Raw genomic sequence first — 14,702 nt, 5'->3', positions numbered from 1 at the left:
GGGCATGCACTAGTAGCCCCCCCCCCCCCCGGCGCGGCGCCCCGGCCGGGCTGCCCGGCGCGACGGCCTGGCCCGGCGGACCGGCCCGGCGGACCGGCCCGGCACGGCGCTCGGCCGCCGCGTCGCCGGGCCGGCTCAGCCCTCCAGGAAGGCCACCAGGGCGTTCGCCAGCAGGTACGGGTCGTCCGCCCCGCACAGCTCGCGGGCGCTGTGCATCGACAGGATGGCCACGCCGATGTCGACAGTCTGGATGCCGTGCCGGGCGGCCGTGATCGGGCCGATGGTGGTGCCGCAGGGCATCGAGTTGTTGGAGACGAACGTCTGCCAGGGCACCCCGGCCCGCTCGCAGGCCGCGGCGAAGACCGCGCGGCCGCTGCCGTCGGTGGCGTAGCGCTGGTTGACGTTGACCTTCAGGATCGGGCCGCCGTTGGCCCGCGGGTGGTGCGAAGGGTCGTGCCGCTCCGCGTAGTTGGGGTGGACGGCGTGCCCGGTGTCGGAGGACAGGCAGACCGTGCCGGCGAAGGCGCGGGCGCGGTCCTCGTAGCTGCCGCCGCGGGCGAAGACGGATCGTTCCAGCACGTTGCCCAGCAGGGGGCCGTCCGCGCCGGTGTCGGACTGGGAGCCGTTCTCCTCGTGGTCGAAGGCGGCCAGGACCGGGATGTACTCCAGCTTCCGCGAGGCCGTCGCGACGGCCGCCAGCGCGGCCGTACCGGCGTGCACCGAGAGCAGGTTGTCCATGCGCGGGCCGGCCACCAGCTCGCGGTCCCGGCCCAGGTAGGCGGGCGGCTCGATCGAGTGGACCATCAGGTCCCAGCCGGCCACCGAGCCCGCGGGCAGGCCCTCTTCCTCCTCCAGGAACGCGATCAGGTCGCCCTCCTGGACGTCGCCCAGGCCCCAGATCGGCTGCATGTGGCGCTGCTTGTCGAGCTTGAGCCCGTCGGAGTTGACCGACCGGTCCAGGTGGACGGCGAGTTGGGGCACGCGCAGCAGCGCGCGGTCCACGTCGACCAGGTGCTCGGTGCCGTCGCGCAGGGTCAGCCGGCCGGCCAGGCCGAGGTCGCGGTCGAGCCAGGTGTTGAGCAGGGTGCCGCCGTAGATCTCGACGGCGATCTGCCGCCAGCCCTGGGAGCCGGTGTCGGGCAGCGGCTTGACGCGCAGGTTGGGCGAGTCGGTGTGCGCCCCGACGATCCTGAACGGCGTGTGCGCGGCGGCGCCTTCGGGCACGTACCAGGCGATGATCGCGCCGCCGCGGAGCACGAACTTGCCGCCCGCGCTCGCGTCCCAGGCGTCCGTTTCCGACACCTGCCGGAAGCCTGCCTTCTCCAGACGCTCGGCCGCCCCGGCCACCGCGTGGTACGGCGAAGGGCTCGCCGCCAGGAAGGTCATCAGGTCGTCGGTGTGGCCGCGGTCGAAGCGGGCGGGAGAGCTCATGTGGTTCACCTTAACGACGGTCGTGTTCGCCATGGCCGGACTGTGGCGGATAGCCCACGGGCAGCCGCGGGAAAACGGGCCGCGGCGGAGGTGAACCACGTCCCGGGACGGCTCAGCCCGGCGGGCGCTCGAAGCGGCGCCGCAGCTGTCTGCGCTCGCCCCGGCGGATGCGCGGAAGCATCTCCGGGGTCTGCGGGGAGCGCTGCGCGCGCCTCTTGCGCCCGGCGCAGAAGATACAGGCCTCCCCCGGCGGAGCATCGGGATCGACCGGCGCGCCGGGGTGCTCGGCGCACCCCGAGGCGTTGCGCGGCCGGGACAGCTCGCGGGCCACGATGAAGGCCCGGTGCACGTCGTCGGCGATGCGCACGAAGTCCTGGTCGGGCGAGGTCAGGGTGAGGTGGAAGCGCTGCTCGTCGACGGCGCGCAGGTACGCCCGCAGCATCCCCAGCGAGTATGGGCCCTCCGGCACGGGATAGCCGAGCCGGCGCTGCTCCGCCGGGCCCTGGGCCGGCGCGGCCGGACGGCCGCCCTGCAGGCGCAGCCCGAGCCGGCGCCGGTCGTTGCACAGCAGGCAGCGGCCCCAGCCCTCGGGCGCCTCGGGGTCCAGCGCGCCGTCGGGGTGCTGGGGGCAGCCGGTGTAGCTCTTGGCCGGGGCCAGGCCGGCGGCCGTCCGGAAGGCGCTGTAGAGCGCGTCGGTGACCGGCTCGTACTCGGCCGGGTGGGATCCCTCGTACAGCTCCTTCACCTGGTCGCCCAGGGTGCTCAGGCTGTCCTGAAGCTGCTTGAGGGCGTACGGGCGCCCCGTGGGCACGCTGTACCCCCGGCCACCGCCGCGCTGCTGCTCCTGTGGACTCATGTCTACGAGCGTCGCACGAACCACTGACAACCGTGCAAACGGGCCACCGGCGCCCCGGGACGGCCTCGGGGAACGGCCCCGGGGGCGGTCCGGCGAACGCCCCCGGCGAACGCCCCCTGCAACGGCAGCGGCCGGACCCCCTGTGCGAAGGGGTCCGGCCGCCGGCGCGTACACCGCGTACGTGTGTGGGGGGCGAGTGTCCGCCCCTGCCTGCTTAGAAGGCGGCCTCGTCGAGCTCCATCAGGGAGTTGTCGACGGCCTCGGCCAGCTCGCGCTGGACCGACAGGGCCGGCAGGACCTGGGTGGCGAAGAACTTCGCCGCCGCGATCTTGCCCTGGTAGAAGGGGACGTCCTTGGCGGAGGCGGTCGGCAGCTTCGCGGCGGCCACGGCGGCGCCCCTGAGCAGCAGGTAGCCGACGACCACGTCACCGGAGGCCATCAGCAGGCGGGTGGTGTTGAGCCCCACCTTGTAGATGTTCTTGACGTCCTCGCCGGTGGCGGTGAGGTCGGTGATCATCTTGCCGACGATGCCCTCCAGGTCCACGGCGGCCTTGGCCAGCGCGTCGCGGGCCGGGGCCAGCTCCTCGCCGCCCTCGCCCTGGGCGAGGAACTTCTTGATCTCCTCGGAGAGCAGGTTCAGCGAGGCGCCCTGGTCGCGGACGATCTTGCGGAAGAAGAAGTCCTGGCCCTGGATGGCCGTGGTGCCCTCGTAGAGGGTGTCGATCTTGGAGTCCCGGATGTACTGCTCGATCGGGTACTCCTGCAGGTAGCCGGAGCCGCCGAAGATCTGCAGGGACTCGGCCAGCAGCGCGTAGGACTTCTCCGAGCCGTAGCCCTTCACGATCGGCAGGAGCAGGTCGTTCAGGCCGTGCAGCGCCTTGGCGTCCTCGCCGGCCGCCTCCTTGACCGCGATCTCGTCCTGGACGGTGGCGGTGTACAGCACGAGGGCGCGCATGCCCTCCGCGTACGCCTTCTGCGTCATCAGCGAGCGGCGGACGTCGGGGTGGTGGGTGATGGTGACCTTGGGCGCGGTCTTGTCGAGGAAGTTCGCCAGGTCGGTGCCCTGCACGCGCTCCTTGGCGTACTCCAGGGCGTTCAGGTAGCCGGTCGAGAGCGTCGCGATGGCCTTCGTGCCGACCATCATGCGGGCGAACTCGATGATCATGAACATCTGGCGGATGCCGTCGTGCTTGTCACCGATCAGCCAGCCCTTGGCGGGGTGCTGGTCGCCGAAGGTCATCTCGCACGTGTTGGACGCCTTCAGGCCCATCTTGTGCTCGACGTTGGTGGCGTAGACGCCGTTGCGCTCGCCCAGCTCGCCGGTCTCCCAGTCGAAGTGGTACTTCGGGACGAGGAAGAGCGACAGGCCCTTGGTGCCCGGGCCGTGGCCCTCGGGGCGGGCCAGGACGTAGTGGAGGATGTTCTCCTCCATGTCGTGCTCACCCGAGGTGATGAAGCGCTTCACGCCCTCGATGTGCCAGGAGCCGTCCTCCTGCTGGATCGCCTTGGTGCGGCCGGCGCCCACGTCCGAGCCGGCGTCCGGCTCGGTGAGGACCATGGTGGAGCCCCAGCGCTTCTCGACGGCGATCTGCGCGATCTTCTTCTGCGCCTCGTTGCCCTCGGCGTGCAGGACGCCGGCGAAGGCCGGGCCCGAGGAGTACATCCACACGGCCGGGTTCGAGCCGAGCAGCAGCTCCGCGTACGCCCAGATCAGGGAGCGCGGGGAGGTGGTGCCGCCGATCTCCTCCGGCAGGCCCAGGCGCCAGTACTCGGAGTCCATGAAGGCGTCGTACGACTTCTTGAACGAGGCCGGGACCGGGGCCGTGTTGGTCTCGGGGTCGAAGACCGGGGGGTTGCGGTCGGCGTCCGCGAAGGACTCCGCGAGGTCGTTCTCCGCGAGGCGCGCGATCTCCTCGAGGATGCTCTTGGCGGTCTCGACGTCCATCTCCGCGAACGGGCCGGAGCCGTACTGCGTGTCGCGGCCGAGCACCTCGAAGAGGTTGAACTCGATGTCGCGGAGATTCGACTTGTAGTGGCCCATTGCGACGGCTCCGTTAAGGCTCGGGGAGGCATTCCTCGTACGCGTACCAATCGGTAACGTCATGATGCTACCCGCCGGTAATAAGAATCAACCCCAGCCTGGCGACTGTGACCAGCGTCAAGCGTGGCGCGAATCCGTGCCCGGGCCCCGAGGGGTGCTCGGTAGGCTTCGGCCCATGTACGGCTACGACCAGAACGTGAGCGCGGGCCACGCGGGGCAGAATTACGCCGCTCCGCAGCATCCGCAGCAGATGGCGGGCGGGTACGCCGAGCAGCCGCTGTACCCCGAGCCCTCCCCGCCGTCGCTCGCCGACGCCGTGCGGGCCTTCACGACCGGGTCGCTTTCGGCCGAGGACTTCCAGCAGATCTTCGCCACGTCGAAGGTCTACTGCCCGCGCGGGGACACCCCCGGTTTCCTGGCGCTGCACAACACCCAGCAGCCGGTGATCCCGATGTTCACCACGCTCAAGGAACTGCGCCGGTACGCCGGCAAGGAGTCCAAGTACTTCGTGATCACCGGCGCCGAGGTGATCGACCTGCTGCCCACCGGTTACGGATTCGTCCTCGACATGGAGGGCGACCACCGGATGGTCTTCGACGCGAAGGCCGTCGAGCAGATGGTCGACTACGCGATGCGCCGCATGTACGGCTAGACGGCCGGACCGGAACGCGCGGGGAGGGGGCGGCGGCGTGCTACGGGTGCACTTCTCGGTGGAGGACCTGCTCGGCGTCACCTTCGCCCCCGAGCCCTACCCCCTGGTCGAGCTCGCGCTCGCCCTGGCCGCCTGGCAGCGCGACGACCAGCGGGCGGTGTTCGGGCGCTGGCGGTCCCGGCTCTCGCGGGAGCTGCCCGGGCGGGCGGCCGGCCCGCTGCGGGACCTGCTGCGGCCCGACGGGGACAACCCGCCCTTCCTGGAGCCGTTCGTCCGCGACGTCGACGAGGGGCTGGCGGCCGTCCGCGAGGCGGGCACCCGGCTGACCGCGGACGAGCTGGGCCGGGTGGCGGGCCGGGCCCCGGGCTCGGCGTCGTGGCTGCGGTCCCTGTGGGCCCAGGAGCCCGAGGCCTGGGAGCAGCTCCACGGGGCGCTGCGGACCGGGCACGAGACGGTGGTCGGCCCGTACTGGGACCGGATCCGCGCCGCCTACCGGGCCGACGTGGCGTGGCGGACCCGGCTGATGGCCGGCCACGGCATCAGGGCGGTGCTGGCGAGCACCCACCCGGCCGCCCGCTGGGCGGGCCCGGTCTTCGAGGTGGGCCTGCCGCCCGACTACGAGGTCCGGCTGGCCGGCCAGGGCCTGCTGCTCATGCCGTCGGTTTTCTGGACCGGCCGCCCGCTGCTGGCCGAACTCGGGCCGCCCGGGGGCCGGCCGGTGCTGCTCTACCCGGCGCTGACGCCGTTCCCGCTGACCGAGGAGGAGGCCGGGCCCGGCGCCGGGGCACTCGACGCACTGCTGGGGCGCACCCGGGCGGCCGTGCTCCAGCACCTGGTGCAGCGCCGTACCACCACCGAACTGGCCCGGGACCTCGACATCAGCCTCCCCTCGGCCTCCGAGCACGCCCGGACCCTGCGGGCGGCGGGCCTGGTCACCACGGAACGCGACGGCAAGGCCGTGCTGCACTCGGCCACGGGCCTGGGCGTGGACCTCCTGCACAGCACCCGCTGAGACGGCCGGCGGGCCGGGCGCAGGGCGGCCGGGCGGCTCGGCAGTCGGCTAGGCGGCCGGGCGGCCCGACGGCCGGTCGGCGGTGGCCCGCCGCACCCGGCCCCGCCACCACCCGGCCGCCCCCGCGCACGCGGCCACGACCAGGGCCCCGTAGAGCCACAGCGGGAGCACGTCGGGCCGATGGGCCAGCGAGGTCCGCATCCCGGCGACGGCGACGGCGCCGATCGCGTGCGCGCCGCCCTCCGGGTCCGTGTACGCCGTCGCCCAGCGCCACAGCAGGCAGCCGGCCAGGCAGAACACCCCCCACACGGCGAGGTACGGCCACGGCGGGCCGGGCAGCGGCTCCAGCGGCAGCCCGGTCGCCGCCCACCGCCAGGAGGCGTAGCCCAGGGCCACGGCGGCGGCCGCGACGGCGGCCGACGAGCCGAGGGCCGCCAGCGGGGAGGAGTGCCTCCCGGGCCCGGGGGTCGGGGTCCCGGTGTGGACCTGCGGGCCGCTGCCGTCACTGCTCATTGCTGCTCCTGCCGGGGTGCGGGGACGCGGGGAGGACGCGGAGGAGGACGCGGGGAGAGCGGGCCGGGTTGATCGGGAATGAGACAAGGGACCTCACCGTTGGCAGGTGTGGCAGGAAGTTCGAGTTTCAACTAAACTCGACGCAGAAGGAGGTCCCGACCATGCCTGCAGTGACTGTTGAGAATCCGCTGACGCTTCCCCGGGTCGCCGAACCGACCAAGGAGACGGCCGCCCGGCCGGTCCTGGCCGTCACGACCGCTCCCGGTGGCTTCGAGGGCGAGGGATTCCCGGTGCGCCGCGCGTTCGCCGGGATCGACTACCGCCACCTCGACCCGTTCATCATGATGGACCAGATGGGCGAGGTGGAGTACGCGCCGGGCGAGCCCAAGGGCACCCCCTGGCACCCGCACCGCGGCTTCGAGACCGTGACGTACCTGATCGACGGCACGTTCGTGCACCAGGACAGCCACGGCGGCGGCGGCGTCATCAACGGCGGCGACACCCAGTGGATGACCGCCGGTTCGGGCCTGCTGCACATCGAGGCCCCGCCGGAGTCCCTCGTCGTCTCGGGCGGCCTGTTCCACGGCCTCCAGCTGTGGGTCAACCTGCCGGCCTCCGACAAGATGATGCCGCCGCGCTACCAGGACATCGGCGGCGGCAAGGTCACCTTGCTGACCACCCCGGACGGCGGCGCGCTGCTGCGCGTCATCGCCGGTGAGCTGGACGGGCACCGGGGACCGGGCATCACGCACACCCCGATCACGATGATCCACGCCACCGTGACCCCGGGCGCGCAGCTCACCCTGCCCTGGCGCGAGGACTTCAACGCCCTCGCCTACGTCCTCTCCGGCCGCGGCACGGTCGGCACCGCCCGCCGCCCCGTCCGCACCGGTCAGACGACCGTCTTCGGCGAGGGCGGCTCCCTCACCCTGCGCGCGGACGAGGTCCAGGACTCCAACGCCCCGGCCCTGGAGATCGTGCTGCTGGGCGGCCGCCCGATTCGCGAGCCGATGGCGCACTACGGCCCGTTCGTCATGAACAGCCACGCCGAACTGGTCCAGGCCTTCGAGGACTTCCAGGCCGGCCGCCTCGGCACCGTCCCCACCACGGAACGCAAGCGCGACCAGCGCGACTGGCGCGAACAGGGCGAGGGCATCGAGGACTGACCCGCCCGGATCCGCGGACCGGGCCTCCGGATCCGCGGGCCGGGCCTCGGGAGCCGCGGACCGGGCCTCCGGTCCGCGGAACCGGCGGCCGAGGTCAGGAGCCTTGGACGGGCGCCCCACCGGGCGTCCCACCGGGCTTCCCACCGGGCGCCCCGCTGGTGTACCGCGCCCGCAGTTCCGAGACGATGCCGAAGGCCGCCGCCGTCAGGGGGACCGCCAGGAGCATGCCGAGGACGCCGGCCACGCCCGCGCCCGCCGTGATCGCCAGCATCACCACCGCCGGGTGCATCTGGACGGTGCGGCTCTGGATCATCGGCAGGAGCACGTGGCCCTCCAGGACCTGGACGGCCAGCACCACGCCCACGGCCCACAGGCCGGTGACCCAGCCGCCGTCGGCGAAGGCGACCAGGACCGCGACCGTGCCGGAGATGAAGGCGCCCAGGTACGGGATGTACGCGCCGACGAACACCAGGGCGGCCAGCCCCAGTGCCCCGGGCACCCGCAGGACCAGCAGGCCGACGCCGATGCAGACGGCGTCGATGAGCGCGATGAACGTCGTCCCGCGCATGAAGCCCTCGACGGCCCCGAACGCGCGCCGGCCCATCGCCTCCAGCATGTCCCCGGCCTGACGGGGGGCCAGGGACCGCAAGGTGGCGGCGGCCCGGTCGGAGTCGCGCAGGAAGAAGAAGCTGAGCAGCAGCGCCAGGACGGCGGTCGCGATCATCTCGCCGACCACGCTGATCCCGGTGATCACCCCGGAGGCCGCCGTGGCGCCGAACTTGGCCAGCAGCTCCTCGGCGTTGGCCGCCAGGTCCTCCACCGAGGTGCCCGCCGCGCCGAAGTGCTCGGCCAGGTCCTGGCCGGCCCGGCGCAGGCCGGTGAGGATCTGGTCCCCGGTGTGCACGAGCACGCTCGCCACCACGTACGTCGCCCCGCCGAAGACCGCGACCACGGCCAGGCAGGTCAGCGCGGCGGCCAGGGACCGGTTCACCCGCATCCGGATCAGCCGCCGGTGCAGCGGCCCCAGCAGGGCGGTGCCGAGCAGCGCGAGGAGCACGGGCGTCACGGCCGTCTGGAAGATGACGCAGAGCCGTACGAGCACCGCCACGACGCCGGTCAGGAGCAGGAACACCACGCACCAGGCGGCCACCCGCCGTACGGGCTCGGGGAGCAGGGAGCTGATCACGCCCCATCCAACCACGCGGCCCCCGCCGCCGGCCGGCTCACGCCGCGTCGGGCTTGGACTGCTCGAACAGCTCGAACCAGATCGACTTGCCCTCGCCGCGCGGGTCCACGCCCCAGCTGTCCGCCAGCATCTCCATCAGCAGGACGCCCCGGCCGCTGGAGGCCATCTCGCCCGGATGGCGCTTGTGCGGGAGCTCGTCCGAGCCGTCGGCCACCTCCACCCGCAGCCGGCGGGAGCCGAGCTCCCCGACCGCCTCGGCGACCAGCAGCGCGTCGCCGTCGGTGTGCATCAGCACGTTGGTGACCATCTCGGACACCATCAGCACCGCCGCGTCGACCTGCTCGCCGTCCGCCCAGTCGTGCAGCAGCTCCCGTACCTGCCGGCGGGCCCCGGAGATCCGTGCGGGCTCGGCCTGGGCCACGGTCAGCATGGTCCGCCGGACCGGTAGGACCGGGTGCCCGGCCGGGGCGCCGCAGCCGCAGCCCGGCCCCTCGCGGCACAGCAGCACCACCGCTATGTCGTCCTCGCGGCGGTCGGCGAGCGGGCCGGTGGTGTGGTGCGAGGAGGGCCCGTGCACGGCCTGGACCAGCCGGTCGGCCAGCTTCTCCAGGTCCTCGCTCTCGTGCGCCCCCGACTCCAGGACGGCGCGCAGCCGCGCCCAGCCGGTGTCCAGGTCGTGCCCGCCGGTCTCGATGAGCCCGTCCGTGCACAGCATCATCGTCTCGCCGGGCTCCAGCGTGAACCGGGTCGTCGGGTAGTCGGTGTCCGCGTCGATGCCCAGCGGCAGCCCGCCCGCCGTGGGCCGCATCAGCACGGTGCCGTCGGGCATCCGCACCACCGGGTCCGGATGGCCGGCCCGGGCCACCTCCAGAACCCCGGTCTCCGGGTCGCACTCGACGTACAGGCAGGTGGCGAAGCGCGGGCTGCGGAAGGCGTCGCCGAAGTCGTCGTCGGCGCCGGCCGCCCCACCGGTGAACGGGTCGCCCGACTGCAGTCCGGCCAGGAAGCGGGAGGCCCGCGAGAGCACCGCGTCCGGCCGGTGGCCCTCCGACGCGTACGCCCGCACGGCGATCCGCAGCTGGCCCATCAGCCCGGCCGCGCGCACGTCGTGGCCCTGCACGTCCCCGATGACCAGCGCGAACCGTCCCCCGGACGCCGGCCGCGAGGTGCCGCCGGGCAGCGGGATCATGTCGTACCAGTCGCCGCCGACCTGGAGTCCGCCGCCGGTGGGCACATAGCGCGCCGCCACCCGCATGCCGGGGATCTCCGGGCCCAGCGTGGGCATCATCGAGCGCTGCAGGCCCGTGGTCAGCTCCCGCTCGGACTCGGCCACGCCCGCCCGCTGGAGGGCCTGGGCCAGCATCCGGGCCACCGTCGTCAGCACCGACCGCTCGTCGGGGGAGAAGGAGACCGGCTGCTTGAAGGCGGCCATCCAGGCACCCATCGTCCGGCCGGCCACGATCAGCGGGACGAACGCCCAGGAGACCCGGCCGAAGCGCTGGGCGAGGGGCCAGGTGGCCGGGAAGCGCCGCTTGTAGTCCTCCGGCGTGGGCAGGTAGATCGCCCGGCCGGTGCGCACCACCTCGGCCGCCGGGTAGTCGGTGTCCAGCCGCATGTGCGAGAAGGGGCCCTCGTCGCCGGTGCCGTGCCCGTGGTGGCCGATGACCGACAGCCGGTCGCCCTCCACGCCGAAGACGGCCAGCCCGTCGGGGTTGAACCCGGGCATCGACAGCGAGGCGGCCACCCGCAGCACCTCGGCGGTGGACCGCGCCTCGGCCAGGGCCCGGCCGGCGTCCAGCAGGAACGCCTCGCGCGAGCGCCGCCAGTCCCCGGTGATCGGGGTGTGCGCGGCGGTGGTGCCGGGCTGCGGCTCGGCGATCTCCTGGAGCGTGCCGATCAGTTCGTGGTCCAGCCGGCCGTCGTCGCCGCGGTGCTCCACCGGCTTGGACCGGGTGCGTACGGTGCGCAGCACCCGCCCGTCCTCGTCCATGATCCGCAGCCGGGCCTCGGCGAGGGTGCCCTCGGCGACGGCCAGGTTCACGATCCCGTTGATCTCGTTCCAGTCCACCGGGTGGAAGCGGGAGCGTACGGCCGCCTCGGGCAGCACGGCGGGTTCGGCGGGCAGCCCGAGCAGCCGGGCGGCCTCGCCGTCGAGGGCGACCGTGCCGGACGCGTGGTCCCAGCGCCACAGGCCGGTCGCGATGGCGGCCAGGACGTCCTCGGTGCGCATTACGTCATCTTTACAGGTCATCGGCCCGGTCCGCCCGTCCGGCCGGGCACCGGGGCGGGCGGTAACCTTGTGAGGGTTGAATCCCACCTGCTATCGCGAAGAACTGGATGAATGATGCATCGGTACAGGTCCCACACCTGCGGCGAGCTCCGTGCCTCTGACGTCGGCGCCGACGTCCGGCTGAGCGGCTGGCTGCACAATCGTCGAGACCTGGGCGGCATCCTCTTCATCGATCTGCGCGACCACTACGGCATCACGCAGCTCGTCGCCCGTCCCGGCACCGCCGCCGCCGAGGCCCTGGACAAGCTCTCCAAGGAGACCGTCGTCCGGGTCGACGGCAAGGTCGTCTCGCGCGGTGCCGAGAACATCAACCCCGACCTCGCCACCGGCGAGATCGAGATCGAGGCCGCCGAGGTCGAGGTGCTGGGCGCGGCCGCCCCGCTGCCGTTCACGATCAACACCGACGACGGGGTGAACGAGGAGCGCCGTCTGGAGTACCGCTTCCTCGACCTGCGCCGCGAGCGCATGCACCGCAACATCATGCTGCGCTCCGCGGTCATCGCCGCGATGCGCCAGAAGATGACGGCGCTCGGCTTCAACGAGATGGCCACCCCGATCCTGACGGCGACCTCCCCCGAGGGCGCGCGCGACTTCGTGGTGCCGTCCCGCCTGAACCCGGGCAAGTTCTACGCGCTGCCGCAGGCCCCGCAGCAGTTCAAGCAGCTGCTGATGATCTCCGGCTTCGACCGCTACTTCCAGATCGCGCCCTGCTTCCGCGACGAGGACGCCCGCGCCGACCGTTCGCCGGGCGAGTTCTACCAGCTCGACGTGGAGATGTCCTTCGTCGAGCAGGAGGACGTCTTCCAGCCGATCGAGAAGCTGATGACCGAGCTCTTCACCGAGTTCGGCGGCGGCCGCGAGGTCACCTCGCCGTTCCCGCGGATCCCCTTCCGCGAGTCCATGCTCAAGTACGGCAACGACAAGCCGGACCTGCGCGCCAAGCTGGAGCTCGTCGACATCACCGACGTCTTCGAGAACTCCGAGTTCAAGGCGTTCGCCGGCAAGCACGTGCGCGCCCTGCCGGTGCCGGACACCGCCGCCCAGCCGCGCAAGTTCTTCGACGGGCTCGGCGACTTCGCCGTCTCGCTCGGCGCGAAGGGCCTGGCCTGGGTGCGCGTCGGCGAGGACGGCACGCTGACCGGCCCGATCGCCAAGTTCCTCACCGAGGAGAACGTCAAGGTCCTCACCGAGCGCCTCGGCCTGACCGCCGGGCACGCGGTGTTCTTCGGCGCCGGCGAGTTCGACGAGGTCTCCAAGATCATGGGCCCGGTCCGGGTCGAGGCCGCCAAGCGCGCCGGCCACTTCGAGGAGAACGTCTTCCGGTTCTGCTGGATCGTCGACTTCCCGATGTACGAGAAGGACGAGGAGACCGGCAAGATCGACTTCTCCCACAACCCGTTCTCCATGCCCCAGGGCGGCATGAAGGACCTGGAGGAGAAGGACCCGCTGGACATCCTGGCGTGGCAGTACGACATCGTCTGCAACGGCATCGAGCTGTCCTCCGGCGCCATCCGCAACCACGAGCCCGAGGTCATGCTGAAGGCCTTCGAGATCGCCGGGTACGAGGCCGAGACCGTCGAGCGCGAGTTCGCGGGCATGCTGCGCGCCTTCCGCCTCGGTGCCCCGCCGCACGGTGGCATCGCCCCGGGCGTCGACCGCATCGTGATGCTGCTGGCCGACGAGCCGAACATCCGCGAGACCATCGCCTTCCCGCTCAACGGCAACGCCCAGGACCTGATGATGGGCGCCCCGACGGAGCTGGACGAGGCCCGCCTGCGCGAGCTGAACATCGCGCTGCGCAAGCCGGTGGAGAAGAAGGCCTCCGGCGAGCGCCCGATCTCCGAGGCGGTCCACCCGGACGCCGCGCGCTGAGCCGAGCCTGATGTGCGAAGGGGCCCGGGATCCGTGAGGATCCCGGGCCCCTTCGGCACAGCGGCTCAGAAGCCGGCCAGGATGCCCTTGAGCAGGGCCGCCGAGGTCAGTTCGGCCGGGGCCGGGCCGGCGTGGAAGAAGCCGGCGTTGTCCAGGTCGAGCTTGCGGACGAAGTCGAACGCCTTGGAGTCGTGGTCGCCGAACGCGACGAACTGCCAGTGGATGTCGTACTTCGCCGCGTCCACCAGCGCCTGGCGGGCGGGCTGGCGGCTGTCGGGGGCGCCGTCGGTCTGGAAGACCACGAAGGCCGGGCCTTCGCCGCCCTGCTTCACGTAGTGCTCGACGACCTGCTCGACCGCGCGGTGGTAGCTGGTGCGGCCCATGTGCCCGAGGGCGGCGTGCTGGGCCTCGACCCAGCCCTCGTGGCCCTCAAGGGTGAGGTCGGCGGTGCCGTCGACGTCGGTGGAGAAGAACACCGTGTGCACGGTGGCCCCCTCGTCCAGGTGCGCGGCCAGGGCCAGGGTGTGCTCGGCCAGGTGCTGGGCGCTGCCGTCCTTGTAGAACGGGCGCATCGAGCCGGAGCGGTCCAGCACCAGGTAGACGCGGGCCCGGGCCCCCGCCTTGCCCTTGCCGCGCAGCACCTGCCCGGCCGCCTTGTACGCCCCGGCGAGGCCGGCGGCCCGCCGCTTCACCTGCGCGAGCGGCAACGCGGGCCCGGCAGCCACCTCGACCGCCACGCCCTCGGGCTCGACGCCCTCGGGCTCGACCGTCTCGGGCTCGACCGTCTCGGCCTGGGGCTCCGCTGCCGCGGGCTCGGTCTCGGGCTCGACCGTCTCGGCCTGGGGCTCCGTGGCCGCGGGCTCGGTCTCGGGCTCGGCGGTCTCGGCCTGGGGCTCCGCTGCCGCGGGCTCGGCCTCGGCGGCGGCCTCCGGCTCGGGGCGTACGGCCTCGGGCTCGGGCTGTACGGCCTCCGTCTCGGGCTCGGGCTTCGTGGTCTCGGCCGCGGGCGTCGGCTCGGGCTGTACGGCCTCCGGCTCCGCCTCGGGCTCCGTGGGTGCCTCGGGTGCTACGGCCACCGGCTCGGTGGCGGCGGCGAGTTCGGGCTGCGGCTCCGGCTCCGCCTCGGCGGCGGCCGCGAGCGGCTCGGGCTCGGGCTCGGTCGCGGCCGTCGGGGCCGGCTCCGGCTCGGGGTCCACCACCGGCTCCGGCGCCTGGACGGCGGCTTCGGCGGCTTCGGCGGCTTCGGCCGGCTCCGGGGTCTCCGGCCGGGCCGGAGCCGGGGCCGGGTCGGCCGGGCGCGGGGAGCGGGCCTCGGGGACCGTGGGGTCCGGGGCCGGGGCGGCGGACGGGGAGGGGGCGGTCAGGACGGCGCTGCGGTGGTCGCGCGGTGCCGACTGCGGCGGGACGGTGGGGTTGTCGAAGGAGGCCGCCACCAGCTCGGCGGCCGCGTCCAGCGGGGTCCGCTCGCCCTGGGCGGGAAGGGAGGGTGCCCCCGGCGCCTCGGCCGACGTCGTGGGATCCGGGACCGGCTCCGCGGAGGAGCGGCCGAACACCTTGCGCAACAAGCTCCGAATACCCATGAGCGAGGCCTTTCGCATGAGTGCGTGAGTCATTTGTCCGTGCTGTGCGGAAGATCCCTGCCCAGAGTGGACACGTAAGGTTATCGACCCCGGGGGGCGATCT

Annotated in this window: 11 protein-coding genes; 4 read left to right on the top strand and 7 right to left on the bottom strand. The window is 73.0% G+C overall.

All coding sequences use genetic code 11. The features are described 5' to 3' along the window. Positions 1-135: 135 nt before the first annotated feature. The 3 genes from LG632_RS18145 to LG632_RS18135 form a co-directional block, all read right to left on the bottom strand. Complete coding sequence (locus LG632_RS18145) at positions 136-1,431, bottom strand: M18 family aminopeptidase (protein ID WP_226728377.1); 1,296 nt, start codon at positions 1,429-1,431, stop codon at positions 136-138. 112 nt (positions 1,432-1,543) lie between these two features. Next, complete coding sequence (locus LG632_RS18140) at positions 1,544-2,287, bottom strand: hypothetical protein (protein ID WP_226728376.1); 744 nt, start codon at positions 2,285-2,287, stop codon at positions 1,544-1,546. Positions 2,288-2,501: 214 nt separating this feature from the next. Continuing rightward, on the bottom strand, positions 2,502-4,328 hold the full coding sequence (locus LG632_RS18135) for an acyl-CoA dehydrogenase (protein WP_226728375.1): 1,827 nt from the start codon (positions 4,326-4,328) through the stop codon (positions 2,502-2,504). A gap of 175 nt (positions 4,329-4,503) precedes the next feature. Between LG632_RS18135 and LG632_RS18130 the strand changes: the two genes are divergently transcribed. Continuing rightward, positions 4,504-4,980 (top strand): SseB family protein, encoded by a 477-nt coding sequence (locus tag LG632_RS18130; protein WP_125648868.1) that lies wholly within the window; start codon positions 4,504-4,506, stop codon positions 4,978-4,980. A 37-nt stretch (positions 4,981-5,017) separates the two neighbouring features. Then, on the top strand, positions 5,018-5,992 hold the full coding sequence (locus LG632_RS30580; protein WP_226728374.1) for an ArsR/SmtB family transcription factor: 975 nt from the start codon (positions 5,018-5,020) through the stop codon (positions 5,990-5,992). A 48-nt stretch (positions 5,993-6,040) separates the two neighbouring features. On the opposite strand, the gene LG632_RS18120 is transcribed toward LG632_RS30580, so the two are convergent. Beyond that, complete coding sequence (locus tag LG632_RS18120) at positions 6,041-6,505, bottom strand: hypothetical protein (protein ID WP_226728373.1); 465 nt, start codon at positions 6,503-6,505, stop codon at positions 6,041-6,043. Positions 6,506-6,666: 161 nt separating this feature from the next. Between LG632_RS18120 and LG632_RS18115 the strand changes: the two genes are divergently transcribed. Beyond that, positions 6,667-7,671, top strand: a complete 1,005-nt coding sequence (locus LG632_RS18115; RefSeq protein ID WP_226728372.1) for a pirin family protein — start codon at positions 6,667-6,669, stop codon at positions 7,669-7,671. A gap of 94 nt (positions 7,672-7,765) precedes the next feature. Here the strand turns inward: LG632_RS18115 and LG632_RS18110 are convergent, their stop codons facing one another. Together LG632_RS18110 and LG632_RS18105 are read right to left on the bottom strand one after the other, a co-directional pair. Then, on the bottom strand, positions 7,766-8,857 hold the full coding sequence (locus LG632_RS18110; protein WP_226728371.1) for an AI-2E family transporter: 1,092 nt from the start codon (positions 8,855-8,857) through the stop codon (positions 7,766-7,768). 37 nt (positions 8,858-8,894) lie between these two features. Continuing rightward, positions 8,895-11,087 carry a SpoIIE family protein phosphatase gene (locus tag LG632_RS18105; RefSeq protein WP_226728370.1) on the bottom strand — a complete coding sequence of 731 codons (2,193 nt, stop codon included), beginning with the start codon at positions 11,085-11,087 and terminating at the stop codon, positions 8,895-8,897. 114 nt (positions 11,088-11,201) lie between these two features. On the opposite strand from LG632_RS18105, the gene aspS reads away from it, so the two are divergent. Next, positions 11,202-13,019, top strand: coding sequence for an aspartate--tRNA ligase (gene aspS, locus LG632_RS18100; RefSeq protein ID WP_226728380.1), 1,818 nt, complete (start codon positions 11,202-11,204; stop codon positions 13,017-13,019). Positions 13,020-13,084: 65 nt separating this feature from the next. Here aspS and LG632_RS18095 read toward each other — a convergent pair whose 3' ends face one another. Beyond that, the gene (locus LG632_RS18095; protein WP_226728369.1) at positions 13,085-14,599 is read right to left on the bottom strand and encodes a VWA domain-containing protein; all 1,515 of its coding nucleotides are present in this window, start codon (positions 14,597-14,599) and stop codon (positions 13,085-13,087) included. Between the last annotated feature and the right edge of the window lie 103 nt (positions 14,600-14,702).

This window comes from Streptomyces antimicrobicus (assembly GCF_020532625.1).
Classification (GTDB): Bacteria; Actinomycetota; Actinomycetes; order Streptomycetales; family Streptomycetaceae; genus Streptomyces; species Streptomyces antimicrobicus.
This window is presented reverse-complemented; position numbering and strand designations above follow the sequence as displayed.

Bases quoted from the DNA above. Each gene is read 5' to 3' on its own strand.
- LG632_RS18115 (WP_226728372.1), top strand. From the start codon at position 6,667: ATGCCTGCAGTGACTGTTGAGAATCCGCTGACGCTTCCCCGGGTCGCC.
- aspS (WP_226728380.1), top strand. From the start codon at position 11,202: ATGCATCGGTACAGGTCCCACACCTGCGGCGAGCTCCGTGCCTCTGAC.
- LG632_RS18135 (WP_226728375.1), bottom strand. From the start codon at position 4,328: ATGGGCCACTACAAGTCGAATCTCCGCGACATCGAGTTCAACCTCTTC.
- LG632_RS18105 (WP_226728370.1), bottom strand. From the start codon at position 11,087: ATGCGCACCGAGGACGTCCTGGCCGCCATCGCGACCGGCCTGTGGCGC.
- LG632_RS18145 (WP_226728377.1), bottom strand. From the start codon at position 1,431: ATGAGCTCTCCCGCCCGCTTCGACCGCGGCCACACCGACGACCTGATG.
- LG632_RS18140 (WP_226728376.1), bottom strand. From the start codon at position 2,287: ATGAGTCCACAGGAGCAGCAGCGCGGCGGTGGCCGGGGGTACAGCGTG.
- LG632_RS18095 (WP_226728369.1), bottom strand. From the start codon at position 14,599: ATGGGTATTCGGAGCTTGTTGCGCAAGGTGTTCGGCCGCTCCTCCGCG.
- LG632_RS18120 (WP_226728373.1), bottom strand. From the start codon at position 6,505: ATGAGCAGTGACGGCAGCGGCCCGCAGGTCCACACCGGGACCCCGACC.
- LG632_RS18130 (WP_125648868.1), top strand. From the start codon at position 4,504: ATGTACGGCTACGACCAGAACGTGAGCGCGGGCCACGCGGGGCAGAAT.